The organism is Chromobacterium alticapitis, assembly GCF_002924365.1.
GTDB classification, from domain to species: domain Bacteria; phylum Pseudomonadota; class Gammaproteobacteria; order Burkholderiales; family Chromobacteriaceae; genus Chromobacterium; species Chromobacterium alticapitis.
In genome coordinates this window covers 1-17,432 of the sequence record NZ_PQWB01000077.1, presented here as the reverse complement: position 1 = coordinate 17,432, position 17,432 = coordinate 1, and the positions used below count along the sequence as shown (strand labels likewise).

General features: G+C 67.7%; 2 protein-coding genes. Both read left to right on the top strand.

Annotation, left to right across the window (positions count from 1 at the left end; translation table 11 throughout):
• Positions 1-25: 25 nt before the first annotated feature.
• Entirely contained in the window at positions 26-5,305 is a 5,280-nt protein-coding gene (locus C2I19_RS15750; protein WP_146056838.1) for a beta-ketoacyl synthase N-terminal-like domain-containing protein, read from the top strand.
• A gap of 31 nt (positions 5,306-5,336) precedes the next feature.
• The coding region (locus C2I19_RS15745) for an amino acid adenylation domain-containing protein (protein ID WP_146056837.1) at positions 5,337-17,432 on the top strand (12,096 nt) is incomplete at its 3' end.

Sequence of the window (17,432 nt, the reverse complement as noted above, 5' to 3'; positions counted from 1 at the left end):
AGTGGACGCCTTGACGCTATCGCGCATGGCCGACGCCACCGGCATGAGTCCGCTACCCGCGGCGGCCGGCCTCGCCGCGCTGCTTCGCGCGCTGGCGGGGCGGCAGCCGCAATGCCTGGTGTTGCACGGCGACGCCGGCAAGTTGCAATCCGGGCTATTCGCCGAGCGCGCGTCCCTCGTTGCCCGCAAACCCTCTCTTCAAGCCGTGGACACGCGCGCCTCGACCGGCGCCGATATCGACGCCCTGCGGACTCGCCTCGCGGACATCCTGGCCCGGCGGCTGAAAATGCCGCCGGCGCGGCTGGACGCACAGGCGCCGATCGCGCGCTACGGCGTCGACTCCATCATGATGATGGCATTGATCGATGATTTGGAGACGCACTTCGGCCCCCTGCCGAAAACCCTGTTGTTTGAGTACGGCACGCTGGCCGATCTGGCCGGCTACTTCGCAGCCCGCGAGACCGGCGGATCGCCCCGGGCGGCAGCGGCGGCCGTCGCGCCGCGCGCCGAAATCGCTTCCCCCTTGCCGCAAGCCGCCGCCCTGCCCGAGGTCGACGAAAAAGACATCGCGATCATCGGCCTAAGCGGCCGCTATCCGCAGGCTGCGACGCTGGACGACTTCCTGACCAATTTGCGCGCCGGTCGAGATTGCATTCAAGACATTCCGCCCGAGCGTTGGGACGTGGCGCGCTACTTCGATGCGCGCAAGGGCGTGATCGGCAGAAGCTATTGCAAATGGGGCGGCTTCCTCGACGATGTGGCCGGGTTCGACGCCGAGCTGTTCAACATCTCGCCGCGCGACGCGGCGGCGCTGGATCCGCAATGCCGCATCATGCTCGAGCAGACCTGGGCGCTGCTGGAAAACGGCGGTTATACCCCCGCCGCGCTGCGCGCGCGCCATCGCGGCCGCGTCGGCGTGTGGGTCGGCTCGATGTACCAACAGTACCGCTCCTCCTACGCGGAAACCCATTTCAACCCCGCCATGCTCGTCACCTCGACCAGCGCGATGGCCAACCGGATCTCCAACGCCTTCGGCTTCGAAGGGCCGAGCGTGGCGGTCGACACCATGTGCTCCTCCTCTGCCGTAGCGATACATCAAGCATGCCAGTCGCTTCGATCCGGCGAGTGCTCGGTCGCCGTGGCGGGCGGGGTCAACTTGTCCATCCACCCATACAAATACATCGGCCTCAGCCAATGGCAGCTGCTCGGCAGCGCGAGCGACTCGCGCAGCTTCGGCGCCGGCGACGGCTATTTGCCGGCCGAAGGCGCGGGGCTGGCCTTGCTCAAGCCCTTGCGGGACGCACTGCGCGATGGCGATACGGTGCTGGCGGTGATCCGCGGCAGCGCCTTCTGCCACAGCGGCGGCGATCGCCAATACATGCAGCCCAATATGGAAGCGCAGATCCGGGCGATGACGGCCGCGCTGGAGAACGCAAGGCTTTCCCCGCGCGATATCGGCTATGTGGAGGCCGCCGCCAATGGCGGCGCGGTCAGCGACGCGGTAGAGGCACTGGCCTTGGCCAAGGTGTTCTCCTCCGCCGGCGAGCGTATCCCCTTGGGTTCGGTCAAGGCAGGCATAGGCCATGCCGAAGCCGCATCGGCCATGTCGCAGCTCAGCAAGGTGGTGTTTCAGCTGCGGCGGCGCGAGTTGCTGCCGACGCTTGCGCCCGTCGAGCGCAACCCCCACATCGACTTCGCCGCCAGCCCCTTCCGATTACAGACCGAATTGGCCGACTGGCGCGCCGATGCCCCCCGCCGGGCGCTGATCAACTCTTTCGGCGCCGGCGGCAGCTATGTCAGCCTGGTGCTGGAGGAGGCGCCGCCACAGCAGGAGGCCTATCCGGCCGAGACGGCCGGACAGGTGATCGTTTTGTCGGCCCGTTCGCGTCCGCAACTCGATGCAATGGCCGACCGACTGCTGTCGCATCTCGAGCGCCATCCCGAACTCCCCCTGGCCGGCATCGCCTATACGCTGCAAACCTCGCGCCAAGCCTTACCTTGCCGACTCGCGTGGGCAGCCCATTCGCCGACCGACGTCATCAAGGGATTGCAAGCCTTTCTCGCGGCGCGGCGCGGCGAGCCGATGCCGACTGACGCGCCCGCGCTGCATCAGGCCGACAGGGATAACGCTTCGGATGCGCTGGCGCAACTCATCAGCGGCGACCTGGCCTCGACCATCGCCGAACAACTGTTGACGCAGCGCGATCTGGCACGGCTCGCGCTGTTGTGGGCGCAAGGCGGGGACATCCCCTGGGCTCGGCTGCACCCAGCCAAGCCGGCGCTGGCCGATCTCCCCAATTACCCCTTCGCGCGTCAAATACACTGGGTCGAATTGCTCGATGCGTCGTCCGCATCCATCGAGCCCGAAGTCGTGGCCGCGGCGGCCCCGTCGTCGACGGAGGAGATCGTCCGCGAGCAGCTGCGCTTGGTGCTGGGCAGAGCCGTGACGGCAGAACCGGCGAATCGCGCCTTGCGCGAACTGGGCTTCCATTCCTTGCATGCGATGACGCTCAAGTTCGCGCTGGAGCAGGCGCTGGGGGAGGCGCTGCCTATCGCCGCACTGGCCGACCCGGCGCTGACGCTGGGCCGCCTGCTCGAATTGGCCCCGCAGTCTGTCGGCGCCGCGCGGCAACCGTCTCTACAGCCGCGGCCGGAGGAAAGGTTCGAGCCCTTTCCGCTGACCGACATTCAAGAATCCTTCTTGGTGGGCCGCTCGCTAGGCCCGGCGGCGGAGCGAGTGTGCGCGCATATTTATCTAGAACTGGAGCTGGGCAACCGCGCCGACCCGGCGCGGCTGACGCGCGCCTTGAACAAACTGATCGCGCGCCATGGCATGCTGCGCGCGGTGATCGATCCAGACGGCCGCCAGCGCGTACTGCCCGAAGTGGATGAGTACCGGATACGCGCCGCCGATCTGCGCCGTCTCACGCCGCAAGAATGCGAGGCGCGCCAGGCATCGTTGCGCGCGGGGATGACGACGCGGCAGTTCGACGCGGCGGGCTGGCCGCGCTTCGAAGCGCGCCTGACCATTCATCCCGACAACCGCCACGTGCTGCACTTCGGCATAGACGAACTGATCGTCGACGGCCCCTCGCTATACCAACTGCTGCGAGAGTGGGCTGCCGCCTACGCGCAACCCGAGTCCATCGGCGGAGAAGCCACGCTGACTTTCCGCGATTATGTATTCGCCCTCAAAACCATGGAGGACGAGGCCGCGGCGCAACAGGATCTGGCGTTCTGGATGCAGCGGCTGGACGAGATGCCGGCCGGACCGGCGCTGCCCGCCGCCGCCAAGCCGGAATTCGCGCGCGTGCGGCTGCGCCACGATCTGACGCCGGCGCAGTTCGAACGGTTGAAAAAGCGCGCGGCGCAGGCCGAGGCGACCACGACTTCGCTGCTGCTGACGCTGTTCTGCGAAGTCTTGGCGGCCTGGTCGGATCATCCGCGCTTCACGCTGATCCTGACCCATGCCAACCGCCTGATTGCGCACCCAGAACTCGCCAGCCTGGTAGGCCCCGCCTTGTCCACCCATTTCTTCGTGGCGGAGCCCCTGCCGCAAGCGGATTTGGCACAATTGATCCGCGCCAGGCAAAACGAGCTGTGGCAAGCGCTGGATCATCTACGGATCAGCGGCGTGCGCGTGCTGCGCGAGCTCAAGCTGCGCAAGCAGGCGGCGGCGGACATCCGCCTGCCCGTGGTGTTCACTTCCATGCTCAACAGCGCGGCCGCCGCCGACGGGCAGACGCCCTGGCCGATCAGCCACATGCTCAACCAGACGCCCCAGGTGTTGCTCGACCACCAGCTGGTGGAGGAAAACGGCTCTCTGCAACTGAGCTGGGACGTGGCGATCGGCTATTACGCGCCGGGCCTGATCGAGGCCATGTTCGACGCTTATCGTCGGCTGATAGAACAGCAACTGGACGCCGAGGGTTGGCAGCGCCCTCGCCTTGAGCTTGCCCTCGCCGCACCGCCCGCGCTGCGCTTGCGCCCCGATCACTCTCATGCGGCCGCGCCTTTCCCGCTGAGCGATCAACAGCTGGCCTACGCGTTTGGCCGTAGCGGCCCAAACGGCTCGGGTCTCAGCTGCCAGTATTATCAGGAGCTCGAAGCCGAGGCCTTGGATGTCGGTCGACTGGAACGCGCCTGGGCCTCTCTGATGGCGATTCACCCTATGCTGCGCGCCGTCATCGGCGCGGACGGCACCCAGCGCGTACAGCCCGCCGCGCCAAACTACGCGATCCGGATCATGGACTGCAGCCGGCAATCCGAGCAGGAGCGGGAACAGACTCTGGCCACGACTCGGCGGGAAATGGTCTCGCGCAATGCTCCGCTGGACGGCTGGCCGTTCTTCGAATTGCGGGTATCCCATCTACCTGGCCGGCGCAGCCGGCTGCACGCGGCGGTGGACATGCTGATCGCCGATGGCCGCAGCATCATGCAACTGCTCAATCAATTGCTACAGGCCTATCAATACCCGCACCTTCCCCTCACCGCGCCGCAAGCCGACTTCCGCGCCTATCGGATGGCCGTCGCAGACACGATGCGCAGCGGCCGAACCGATTATTGGAAAGAAAAATTCGCCGCGCTGCCCAAGGCCCCCCCCTTGCCGCGACGCCGCGCCGCGGTATCCGGCGATGCCCATCACCGCCGGGTGGAGGGCCTGCTCTATGGCTGGCCGACGCTTTGCCGACACGCCGAATCCATGCAGGTGGCGCCCGACGCCATTCTATTGGCGGCATACCTGGAGACCCTGTCCGCCTGGAGCCAGCGGCAGCCTTTGGCCGTGGTCGCGCCCAACTGGGACCGGCTGGCGACCGACCCGCCGATAGACGATGCGCTCGGCGACTTCACCGCGCTGGCCTGGGTCGCTCACGACGGCGCGGCCCTGCCGTTCGAGCGCCGGGTTCGAGACGTCGCCGCGCAATTGAGCTCGGATCTGGCGCAGCGCCCGCTCAGCGGCCTCGCCGCCTTGCGACGCCAAGCGCGGAGCAGAGGGCTGCATTACCCGGTGGTATTCACCAGCGTCATGCCAGCCTTGCGGCTGCCGGACGAAGGCGAATGGTCGGTCGGCGCGGCGCAAAGCAAAACGCCGGGCGTGCATCTGGACAATATCAGCGTGCCGCGGCGCGAAGGGCTGCATTGCGCCTGGGATTATCTGCCGTCGGAATACGAGCCGTCGCAGATTGAAGAGATGTTCCAAGGGTATATGCGTCTTCTGACCCGTCTGGCCGACGATCCGGCCGCATGGGGCGATTCCGACGCCGACTTGCTGATCCGCGCCGGCCGCGCTGACGCAACTCGATAAAGAACGATCAAGCATTCAGAGGGTACGACACATGATGGAATTGACGGGTTCGACGTTGCGCGACGCAAACCAGGCGCCGTGGAAGCATTGCCTGCACACGCTGATAGAGGAACAAGCCAAGCTGACGCCCGAGGCGGAGGCGGTATGCGACGAGCGCGGCTGGCTGAGCTACGCCGAGCTGAACGCCCGCGCCAACCGTTGCGCGCATTTCCTCAGGGAAATGGGCGTGGGCCCCGATGTGGTCGTCGGCGTGACCATGGATCGCAGCGTGCATTTGATGGTCGCGCTCTTGGCGATCCTGAAAGCGGGCGGCGCCTATCTGCCGCTGGATGCCGGCCTGCCCCAGGCCCGGCTGTCCTTCATGGCCTCGGATGCGGAAGTCTTCGTACTGCTCACCCAGCAGCCCTACGCGACGCGCTGGGCCAGCCTGGGCGGAATTGACACCGTACTGAGCCTGGACAGCGAAGCCGCTTTTCTCGACCGCTATCCCGTCACGCCGGTCGAGCCGCTGTCCTCGCCGGACGATCTCGCCTACGTGCTCTACACCTCGGGCTCAACCGGCCAGCCCAAGGGCTGCATGCTGCCGCATGGCGCGGTGGCCAACCGGCTGCTCTGGATGCAAGCGCAATACCAGCTGCAGCCGGGCGAACGCGTCTTGCAGAAAACGCCGATCACCTTCGATGTGTCGGTCTGGGAGCTGTTCTGGCCGCTATTGACCGGCGCCGTCGTGGTAATGGCGGCACCCGGCGGCCATAAGGACGCTCATTACTTGGCGCGGACGCTACGCGAGCAACGCATCGCCGTCTGCCATTTCGTCCCCTCCATGCTGCGTTTCTTCCTAGAGGAGCCTGACGCGGGGCGCAGCCCTTCCTTGCGCGATGTCTTTGTCAGCGGCGAGGCGCTGCCCCACGCCGTCATGACGCGCTATTTCGAAGTGATGCCCGGCCGGCTGCACAATCTATACGGCCCCACCGAAGCGGCGGTCGACGTCAGCCACTGGACCTGCGAGCAGCGTCCCGACGGCAAGGTTCCCATCGGCAAGGCGATCAGCAATGTGGAACTCAAAGTGCTCGACCCATCCGGCCGGCCGGTTTCCCCCGGCGAAGAGGGCGAGCTGCACATAGGCGGCGTGGCCTTGGCCCGCGGCTATTTGCGGCGTCCCGACCTCACCGCCGCCAGCTTCGTGCCGGACCCCGAGCATCCGGACGCGCGGTTGTACCGCACCGGCGACCGAGTGCGCGAGCTGCCGGACGGCAATCTGGAATATCTAGGAAGAATCGACTTCCAGGTCAAGCTGCGCGGACAACGGCTCGAACTGGGAGAGATCGAAACCGTGCTCCGTCGTTATCCCGGTGTGCGCGACGCCGCGGTGACGGTCAGGGGCGAGGAAGAAGGCGACGCCAAGCTGGTCGCCTATGTGGAGACCGACCCGCCCCAAGACGGCGCCGCCTACGCCAAGCATATCCGCCGTTTCGCCGCCGAACAGTTACCCGATTACATGGTCCCCAGCCTGGTCGCCACGCTGCCGACGATGCCGGTCAGCGTTCACGGCAAATTGGATAGACGCAGCCTGCCCTGGCCGCTGGATGCGGCGCCCCTCGCCGAGGCCTTCGAGCCCCGGCCCGCGCCGCAACGGGCGCTATCGGCCGATGACCTGCGCGAAGCCTTGCGCGCGGCCATTCAAGGCACCCTGGGCGGCACGCCGGTGGAAAACGACGCCGACCTGTTCGACCTGGGCGCGACTTCGCTGACCCTGATACGTATTGCTCATGCCGCGCAAGAACTGACCGGCGGCGTCGTGCCGGTGGACGCGTTGCTGGATCAACCCACGCTGAACGGCATCTTCGGTTTCCTGCGCGCGCGCCTTCCCGTCATCGAACCGGCGCCGCAAGACAAGCCGATGCGCGGCGGCGCGGCCGACCCGCTGCGGCGTGAATTGCCGGGCAAACTGCAGAAACTAGTCTGCGGCTTGCTGCGCCGAGACAGCATAGGACAAGACGAGGACTGGTTCGAGTTGGGCGCGACATCGCTGACGCTGACCCAGATCGTCCAGGCCGTGCGCGAGCGCTACGCGGTGGGCATTCCCGTGGACGCCCTGCTGAATTCGCCGACATTGGCCAGCCTGACCGACTACCTGCTGCCGCGGCTGTCCGCCGTCGTGCCTTTGCGCGAGCCGGACCTGCAAGACTGGGCCAGGCCAGATCAAGGCGATACGGCCTCTTCCCCGTCCGACGAACCCATGCCGCTGGAGCGTTTCGCCGCCTGGCTGGGCCAATTGCGGGCGGGGCAGGAAAACGGCGCAAATTCCGCCAAATACCTCTATCCCTCCAGTGGCGGCCTCAACGCCGTACGCGCCTATGTGGCGCTCAAGCCCGGCGCGGTAGCCGGCCTATCCGGCGGCGTGTACTACTACGACCCGGTTCGCCATGCACTCATAGATGTTGGCGCGGGCGCTGGCGCAGCCGCCTCGATCCTCCAGCCCGACAATTTCAGCGCCTACGACGCGCCGCTGCTTGGCCAGTCGCGGGCGTCGGTGTTCCTCGTGGCGGCCACCCGCGCCATCCTGCCTATTTACGGCCATGCCGGCGCCGGCCTATTGCTGCTGGAAGCCGGCTATATGCAGCAATTGCTGCGCGATCCCCGCCAGTCCAAGCAAATAACCGTGGAGCCTGCCGCCTGGCTGGCCTCAGACAGATTACACGGCTGGCTGGGCCTATCCGATGACGAGCGGATCATTCAGGTGCTGCTGCTCGGCCGGCCCGGCTCGCCGCGCCGGGCCCCACTCGCCGCGTTTCTAGATGACGGCGGCGCTCTGCCCGCCTTGCCGGCGCCTGACGGCGCCTCGCGCTTGCTCTGTCCCGAACGGCAGCCGACGAACTGGGGCGAAGTCGCGGCGAACAAGGGAGAGGAAGCGGCCATCCGCGCCGAGCAGCGGCAATTCCGCCGTTTCGACGCGTCGGCGGCTCGCCACCCCTTGCCTGGCGGCAGTTTCGACTGGCCGGAATATCGTTTGCGCGCCAGCCGGCGCCGCTTCACCGACACCAAACTCAGCCTGGACGCGTTGGGCGGGCTGCTCAGTCTGGCCAGAAGCCGAGACAGCGCTGCCGCGCGGCTCGCATTGGCGCCGGACGCGTTGGCGTTGGGCGGGTGCGAGATCCGGGCATGGCTGCGGGAAGGCGCCATCGACGGTTTGGCGGAAGGCTGCTACCGCTACGACGCCGAGCGCCATCAACTGGTTTGGCTGGCGGCGCTCTCCGCCGATCAGTTGGCGCTGGCGTACACGCCGTACAACCGGCAGCACTTCAAGACATGCGCCTTCGCGCTGTTCCTGATGCCGGCAAAACGGCATGCTGCGTTGCCAGACGCGCAAGCGGAGCGGTTCGACCTGCTCGCCGCCGGGGCCGCCGCGCAAAACTGGGTGCGCTACCAGGCGGATTTCGGCCTGGGGCTGTGCCCTATCGGCGGACTGCTGTTCGACCGCATCGCCGATGCCTTCGAAGTAGAGCCGCTGCACAGTCTGGTAGGCGGGCCATGGCCGGATTCGACAGCGCGCCCTCGTCTGCTGCGTACCGCCGATGCGCAAATGCCGCTCGCCGTCGAGGACAAGCGCGGCGTCGCCATCATAGGCTTGGCGGGACGGATGCCCGGCGCGGACTCGCTCGATGGCTATGCCGCGCTGTTGCGCGGCGGCCGCAGCGCCATCGCGCCGCCCAGCGCGGAACGCGCGGCCTTGTTCGCCGGCAACGGCGCATTGCCGCCGGGAGGGTATCTGGAAGGCATCGACCGCTTCGACAGCCAGCTTTTCCATATCTCGCCCGCGGAAGCCAAGCGACTGGATCCGCAGGAAAGGTTGTTGCTGGAAACGGCCTGGTCCGCGCTAGAAAACGCCGGCTACAGCGCGGCGACGCTGCGCGCCGCCGACAAGCGCGTGGCGGTATTCGTCGGCGCGATGTGGAACGACTATCAAAGCCACGGCGTCGAGGCATGGCGCCAGGATGGCCAAATTCGGGAAGCGTCCTATCACGCCTCGCTCGCCAATCGCCTCTCCTTCTTCTTCGACTTCGGCGGCCCCAGCATCGCCGTCAACACATCCTGCTCCTCGGCCATGGCCGCCGTCCACCTCGCGCGGGAAAGCCTGCTGCGCGGCGAATGCGAGCTCGCGCTGGTCGCCGGCGTCAACCTGATCTCGCATGCTTACCACTTGCGCATGCTGGCCGACTCGAACTATCTGTCGGCCTCCGGCGTGAGCCGGCCGTTCTCCGCCGCCGCCGACGGTTGGGCGCCCGGTGAAGGGGTAGGCGTCATCCTGCTCAAGCCGCTTGACGCGGCACGGCGCGACGGCGACCAGATTCACGGCCTGATTCTGGGCAGCGCCATCGGCCATAGCGCCCGCGCCTCGCGCTTCGGCGCGCCCGTCTCGTCCAGACAAGCGCAGTGCATGCGCCAAGCGCTGGCCAGCGCCGGCCTGGCGGCCGAAGACATCGACTACATCGAAGCGGCCGCGCCCGGCGCCAGCCTGGCCGACGCCGCCGAGATTGAGGCCCTGCGCAGCGTGTTCTGCGCCGCGCCGCGCCGCGCGCCCTGCCGCGTCGGCAGCGTCAAGGGCAATGTCGGCCACCTCGAATCCGCCTCGCTGTTCTCGCAGCTCTTCAAGGTATTGGCCCAGTTTCGCGATGGCGCGATCTATCCCTCCTTGAACAGCGAGCCCGCCAATCCGCTGATCGCCGACGATGACCGACTGGCCATCGCCCGCAGCCAGCTGGACTGGCAGGCCGGAGACCGCCGCCGCATCGCCATGATCAACGCCCAGGGTGCCGCGGGGACCGGCGGCCAACTGCTCATCGCCGAACCCTCGGCCGCCGATCTGTGCCCGCAGAGGCCGGAACCATCCGGCATCCCGCAATGCATCGCGCTAAGCGCGGCCGACAACGAAAGGCTGCGCGCGCTGGCGCGAGAACTGTTCGACTTTCTGTCGGCGCGAACGGAGCTGGCGCTGGACGATATCGCCTTCACCCTGGCCCAGGGCCGCGCGGCCCTCCCCCAGCGGCTGGCCATCATCGCACAAGATGGCGCCGCGCTGCGCAGGGCCTTGTCATGCTGGCTGTCCGCCCAGCAGGACACCGCTGGAGAAGGCTTTGCCACCCTGTCTGGACGCGCCGCCGCCGACGCGCCCGACTCCGCCTCCGCCAACGACGATGCGCAAATCCAGGCGCGAGCCTGGGTCGCCGGCGCTCCGGCCGCAGGCCCGCGTCCCGACGGCCGCCCCCCAAGACGGCTGGCCTTGCCCGGCTATCCGTTCGCGCCGGTTCGCCACTGGATCGATGCGCCCAGCGCCGCGCCAGCCGACGCGAGCGGCGACGCCAAATCCTTGCGCGGCTTCCTGCTGCGCGAAGTGGCCCGCGTCACCGAACTGCCCTTGCGGCGCATCGACATGCACGCCAGGCTTGAAGAGCTTGGGCTGAGCTCCCTGATGATGGAATCGCTGACCCGCGCGCTGACCGACAGGCTGGGTTCGGTGCCCCCGACGCTGTTCTTCGAATGCCGCTCGCTGGAAGATGTGGCGCGCCGGCTGGACGGCCTGTCCATGGCGGCGCCGCGCCCGCAAGCCCGCGCCGTGGCGGCGGACGCCAGGGAACCCATCGCCATCGTGGGGCTGAGCGGACGCTACCCCAAAGCGGACTCGCTGGACGAGTTCTGGCGCCGGCTCAGCCAGGGGGAGGATTGCGTCGAGGAGATTCCGCCGCGCTGGGATCATCAGGCGGTGTTCTCGTCCGAGCGCGGCCAGCCAGGCCGCACCTACAGCAAATGGGGCGGCTTCCTAAGCGATGTCGACGCCTTCGACCCGCTATTCTTCAATATGTCGCCGCGCGACGCGGCGTTGACCGACCCGCAGATTCGCTTGTTCATGCAAACCGCCTGGCATGCGGTGGAGGATGCCGGCTACAACCGCGACAGCCTGCGACGCGGCTGCCAGAGCCGGGTCGGCGTCTTCGTCGGCGTCATGTACGGCGAGTACCAGCTATATCCCAGCCTGGGGCCGGATCTGCCGTTCAGCGGCTCTTTCTCCGCCATCGCCAACCGCGTTTCCTATGCGCTCGACCTCAAAGGCCCCAGCCTGGCGGTGGATACCATGTGCTCGTCCTCGCTGACCGCCTTGCATCTGGCCGTGGAAAGCATGCGCGCGGGCGATTGCGACTGGGCGCTGGCCGGCGGCGTCAATTTGTCTCTGCACCCCAGCAAATACGTGTCCCAGGCCATGCTGACCATGTCGTCGAGCGATGGCCGCTGCCGCAGCTTCGGCGAGGGCGGCGATGGCTTCGTGCCCGCCGAAGGCGTGGGCGCGGTGCTGCTCAAGCCACTGTCCCGCGCCCTGGCCGACGGCGACCATATCTATGGCTTGATCCGCGGCAGCGCCATCAACCATGGCGGACGGACCAATGGCTATACCGTGCCCGACCCGGCCGCGCACGCCGAAGTCATTCGCGCGGCGTTGGCGCGCGCCGACCTAAGCCCAAGCCGCATCGGCTATATCGAAGCTCACGGCACTGGCACGGCGCTTGGCGATCCGATCGAAATCGCCGGCCTGAGCCAGGCCTTCGGCGACCAACATCGCGGCGTCGCAAGCTGCCGCATCGGCTCGGTGAAAAGCAATATCGGTCATGCCGAAAGCGCCGCCGGCATCGCCGGTCTGACCAAGGTGCTGCTGCAAATGCGCGCCGGTCAGCTGGCTCCCAGTCTGCACAGCGCCCGCTTGAATCCTCGCATCGATTTCGCCTCCACGCCGTTTACCGTGGTGCAAGGCCTGCAAGACTGGCCGCGCCAGCATGCGGATAACGGCGCCGAGCTGCCGCGCGTCGCCGGCATTTCATCCTTCGGCGCCGGCGGCGCCAATGCTCACCTCATCGTCGAGGAATATTTGCCCGAAGCGGCAGACGCCAACGCCTCTTCGAGCGGCCCGGTGCTGCTGATGCTGTCTGCCATGGACGACGAACGGTTGCGCGAATACGCCGCCAGTCTGTTGCGCGTCCTCAGCGCAAGCGCGAGGCCCGCCGGCACACTGCGCGATGTCGCCTATACCTTGCAGGTCGGCCGCGAGACCCTGAAGTGCCGGCTGGCGATAGAGGCATCGACGCCGGAGCAAGCGCGAAACGCGTTGACCGCATTCCTCGAACGGCGCCCCTCTCCCGATCTTTACCTCGACGCATCGCAAGCCGCCGGCGCATCGCCGCTCTGCGCGCAAGCCGCGCGCTGGCTGCGCACCGGTGAGCTTGACGTGGACGCGCTCTATCAGGCGGGCCCGGCTCCGCGGCGCCTCCCCCTGCCCGGCTATCCCTTCGCCAAGGAACGCTACTGGGCAACGCTTGACACGGCGCCGCCGCAAGCGCCGCCGCCGGTCTGGCTATACCAGGAGGATTGGCAAGCCCAGCCCGCGACGCAAGCGCCGTCGCGCTGGCCCGACGCCCCGCTGTGCCTGGTTTCCACACCGCGACAACAGCAGGCCCTGTCGACCTTGCTGACCGAACGGCACGCGGCCTGCCGGCCAATGTTTGCAACGCATCCGCAAGCGCAAGCGCGTTGGCGCGAGCAAAACCTAACCATCGAGGTCATCGACCCGGCGTCTCCGGCCGCCGGTCTGGCCGCCCTGGGGACGTTTGACGCCGCGCTTTGCCTTTGGCCCTTGAGCGAGCAAGAGTACGTCCGCGACGGCGGCTGCCTTCTGCCCTTGCTATCCGCGCTGCCCAGCGATTGCGGACAGCTGCTGTTGGCCGGCCGCGCGCGCGACGACAACGAGCTCGCGCGGCTCGAAGCCTGGCTGGGGACGGAACGCACCCGCCGCCGCGCCGCGCCTTCGCTACGCTGCGCGATCTTCCACGGCGCGGCCGATGACGACTTCATGCTGTCCCGCATCGCCGATGAAGCGGGTCGCGCCATGGAGGACAGCGTCCTGTATCGCAACGAGGCCCGCCATCAATCCCGTCTGAGTCCATTGCCCGCGCCGCAAGACGGCCAGGCGCTACGGCGCGGCGGGGTATATCTGATCAGCGGCGGGCTCGGCCACATCGGTCTGTTGCTGAGCCGGCATCTGGCCAAGCGCCATGCGGCCAAGCTGGCCCTACTGGGCAGCGGTCCGCTCGACGAGGAAAAACAACGCAGCCTGGACGAGCTGGCGGCCTTAGGAGGCGAGGCGATTTATCTGCAGAGCGACATCGCCGACCAGCATGCCGTCCACGAAGCGGTGCGGCAGACGCTGGCTCGTTTCGGCGCCCTGCATGGCGTGGTGCACGTGGCAGGCCGCCTCCACCACGCGGCGCTGGCCGACGCGTTGCCCGCCGAGCGGCGGGCGGTGCTGGACGCCAAGATCGCGGGGGCGCTGGCGCTGGAGCGGGCGACGGCGGGGCTGAGCCTGGACTTTTTCTGCCATTTCTCCTCGCTGTCCGCGGTGCTCGGCGATTTCGGCGCTTGCGACTACGCGATGGCCAACCGCTTCCTGTTGGCCCACGCCAGGCTGCGCCAAGCCCGCGTCGAGCGCGGCGAAGCCAGCGGACGCAGCATCGCCATCGCCTGGCCATTTTGGCGCGATGGCGGCATGCGGCAATCGGACCAGGCGGCCGAACGCTACCTGGCAGCCAGCGGCCTGGTCGCGCTGGACACCGACCTTGCGCTGACCTGGTTCGAAACCCTGCTGGCTGGCGGCGCGAGCCACCCTGTCCTGCTGGCCGGCGAATACGACAAGGTGGCGCGGCTGTTGCCGGCGGCAAGCCCGGCGGCCGGCCGCTTGCCGCCACGCGCGGAACTGCAGGGGCTGGATCTCAAGCAAAGCGTCGTCTGGGACTTGAAGACGATGGCTGGCGATTTGCTCAAGCTGGAGCGCGGCCGCATCGATGCGGACGAAATGATGACCCGCTACGGCTTCGACTCGATCAGCCTGGCGCAACTCTCCCTCGCCATCAACGCGCGTTACGGCGTCGCCACTTCTCCGGCAATGTTCTATACCCACGCCAGCCTGAATGCCGTGGCGGACAGCTTGCTGAGCGAGGACGCCCCGCGCATTCGCCAGCATTACGGCCAAGGCGCGTCCGGCCAGAGCGAAACGCCGCCGCAAGCGGCGCCGGCGGCGCCCGCCCCCCGCGCAACGCCGGCTTCGCCGGCGGAGAGCGAAGCCATCGCCATCATCGGCATGAGCGGTCGATTCCCCGACGCGCGCGATATCGATGAGTTCTGGCGCATTCTGGCGCAAGGGCTGGACACGGTGCGGGAAATTCCCGCCGAGCGCTTCGACTGGCGAGACATTTACAGCGACGCCCCCGCCATGCCCGGCAAGACCGTCGGCAAATGGCTGGCCGCGGTGCCCGGCGTCGACGAGTTCGACCCGCTGTTCTTCGAGATTTCGCCGCGCGACGCGCAGCAGATCGATCCCCGGCAGCGGCTGCTGCTGCAAGAGTCCTGGCGCGCGCTGGAAGACGCGGGCTTGGGCGGCCAGCGTCTGGCGCGCGCCCGCGTGGGCATGTATGTCGGCGTCGAGCAAGGCGATTACCAACTCAGGCTGCCGACCGGCAGCGGCAACGTCACCGCCAACCACGACGCCATTCTGGCTGCCCGCTTGGCCTACTCGTTGAATTTGAGCGGCCCGGTCATGGCCATCAACACCGCCTGCTCTTCGGGCCTGGTGGCCGTGCACCAGGCCTGCATGGCCCTGCGACAGGGCGAATGCGACGTCGCGGTGGCGGCTGCGGCCAATCTGCTGCTGGGCCCGGACATTTTCGTCAGCCTAGGCCAGGCCGGCATGCTGTCAGCGGACGGCCGCACCTACGCCTTCGACCAGCGCGCCAATGGCTTGGTCCCCGGCGAAGCCGTGGTCGCCTTGACGCTCAAGCCACTGTCCCAGGCTTTAGCGGACGGCGACCCGATCCACGCGGTGATCCGTGCCAGCGGAATCAACTACGACGGCAAAACCAACGGCATCATGGCGCCCAGCGGCAGCGCCCAGGCCAGGCTGCTGCGCGACGTTTACCGCAAGCATCACGTGAATGTCGCCGAACTGGACTATGTGATCGCCCACGGCACCGGCACGCGCCTGGGCGACCCGGTGGAAATCGGTTCGCTGCACGAGGCGTTCGCCGAACTGGGAGACCGCGACATCGCGCATTGCGCCATCACGTCGACCAAGCCGAATGTCGGACACACCTTCGCCGCATCGGGCCTGGTCAACCTGGTGGCGATGGCACAGGCGATGCGGCACCAGTTGATACCGCCCAGCCTGCACTGCGAACAGGAGAGCGACTACATAGATTGGGCGAACAGCCCCTTCCGGCTCAATCGCGAGGCGACCCGCTGGCCCAGCCATCCCCGTCCGCGACTGGGCGCGATCAGCGCTTTCGGCATGAGCGGCACCAACGCCCACCTGGTGCTCGCCAGCCATGACGCGCCGGCGCCCGAGATCGAAGCGCCCGCGTTCTTCCTGCTGGTTCTGTCCGCCCGCAGCCCGGACGCCTTGCGGCAAAAGACCGCCGACCTATGCGCCACCCTGCGTGGACAACCGTGGAGCCGAGCGGCGATGTGGCGGATGAGCCGCACCCTGCTGGCGGGACGGCAACACTTCGCGCATCGCACCGCGGTCGTGGTGCAAGACGCCGGCCACGCGCTGCGCGCCTGGGAAGCCGAAGAGACCCTGCCCTATGTCTTCCATGGCAAGGTCGGCCACGATTTCACTGCGCAAAAGAGCTTGCGGCATTACGGCCAGCAATTGCTCGCACAATGCGCAGACCCCACGGTATCGGCCGAAATCTTGCAAGAGCACCTGCTGGCGCTGGCCGAGCTGTTTAGCGCAGGCTACGACCTGGACTGGGACGCGCTGTTCGGCTCGCGCCCTCCCGCCCTGACGCACTTGCCCACCTATCCCTTCGCCCGCGACCGCTATTGGGTGGAAAACAGCCGGCCAAGCGGCCATTCGACCGAGCCCGCGCGCCTGCACCCGCTGGCGCAACGCAACACCTCCACCTTGAGCGAACAGCGCTTCAGCGCCGAGCTGTCGGCGGAAGACTTCGTGTTGCGCGACCACGTCGTCCAGGGCGGCAAGGTATTGCCCGCAGCGGCTCAGCTCGAACTGGCCCTGGTTGCCGCCCGCTTCTCCCAGGACGCGCAGGCGTCGTGCGCGGTCGAATTGCAGCATGTGGTTTTCCAACAGCCGCTGCGGCTGGAGGGCGACTCATTGGCCATGCATATAGGGTTCGCGCTACAGGAGGACGGCCAGCCCGCGTTTGAAATCTATGGGGAGGCCGCCGATGGCGGAGCGCTCGTCTACAGCAGCGGCCACATCGCGCCGTCCGCCGACGGCGAGGCGCCCGTCGAAGACCTCGCCGCGCTCGAGTCCCGCTGCGACCTGACCTTGGACGTAGAGGGCTGCTATGCCACATTCACGCAAATGGGGCTGAACTACGGTCCGGCATTCCAGGCACTGCGCAGCCTGCGGCTGTCGCGTCGAGACGATATCGTTCTCGCCCGGCTGACGCTGCCCGAGGCCGTCCCGGCCGACGGCTATCTCCTCCATCCCAGCCTGCTCGACGGCGCCCTGCAGGCCTGCGTCGGTTTCCATCACGATCAGCCGCCGCGCGCCACCCTGCTGCCGTTCTCCATCGACAAACTCCAGTTCTGGGCCCCGCTACCCCGGCAAACCGTCGCCGTCATCCGCCGCGCCGCCACCGGACGACAGCTCCAGAAAATGGATCTGACCCTCTGCGACGAGCTGGGCCGCGTCTGCGCCGCCGTCAGCGGCTTCGCCAGCCGCGAACTCCCCGCCGCCGCCGAACACGCCACCCTGCTCGCCGCCCCCGCCTGGTCGGAAGCCGCCGCTCTCGATACCGCCGATCTCGTCCTCTTGTGCGAAGTCGACGAAGCCGCATTCCGCCGCGCCGCCACCCTGGACGGCCAACCGCGTCTGCTCGCCCTGCCGGCCGCCGACGGCGACCTCGCTACGCGCTATGTCCGCCACGCCTCCGCCCTGCTCGCCCACTTGCGCGACGGCGCCGCCGGCCGGCTGCTGCTGGTCGTGCCCGACAGCGACGACGGCATGGCGCTGCGCGGCCTGTTCGCCATGCTGCGCGCCGCCGCGCAGGAAAACCCGGACATC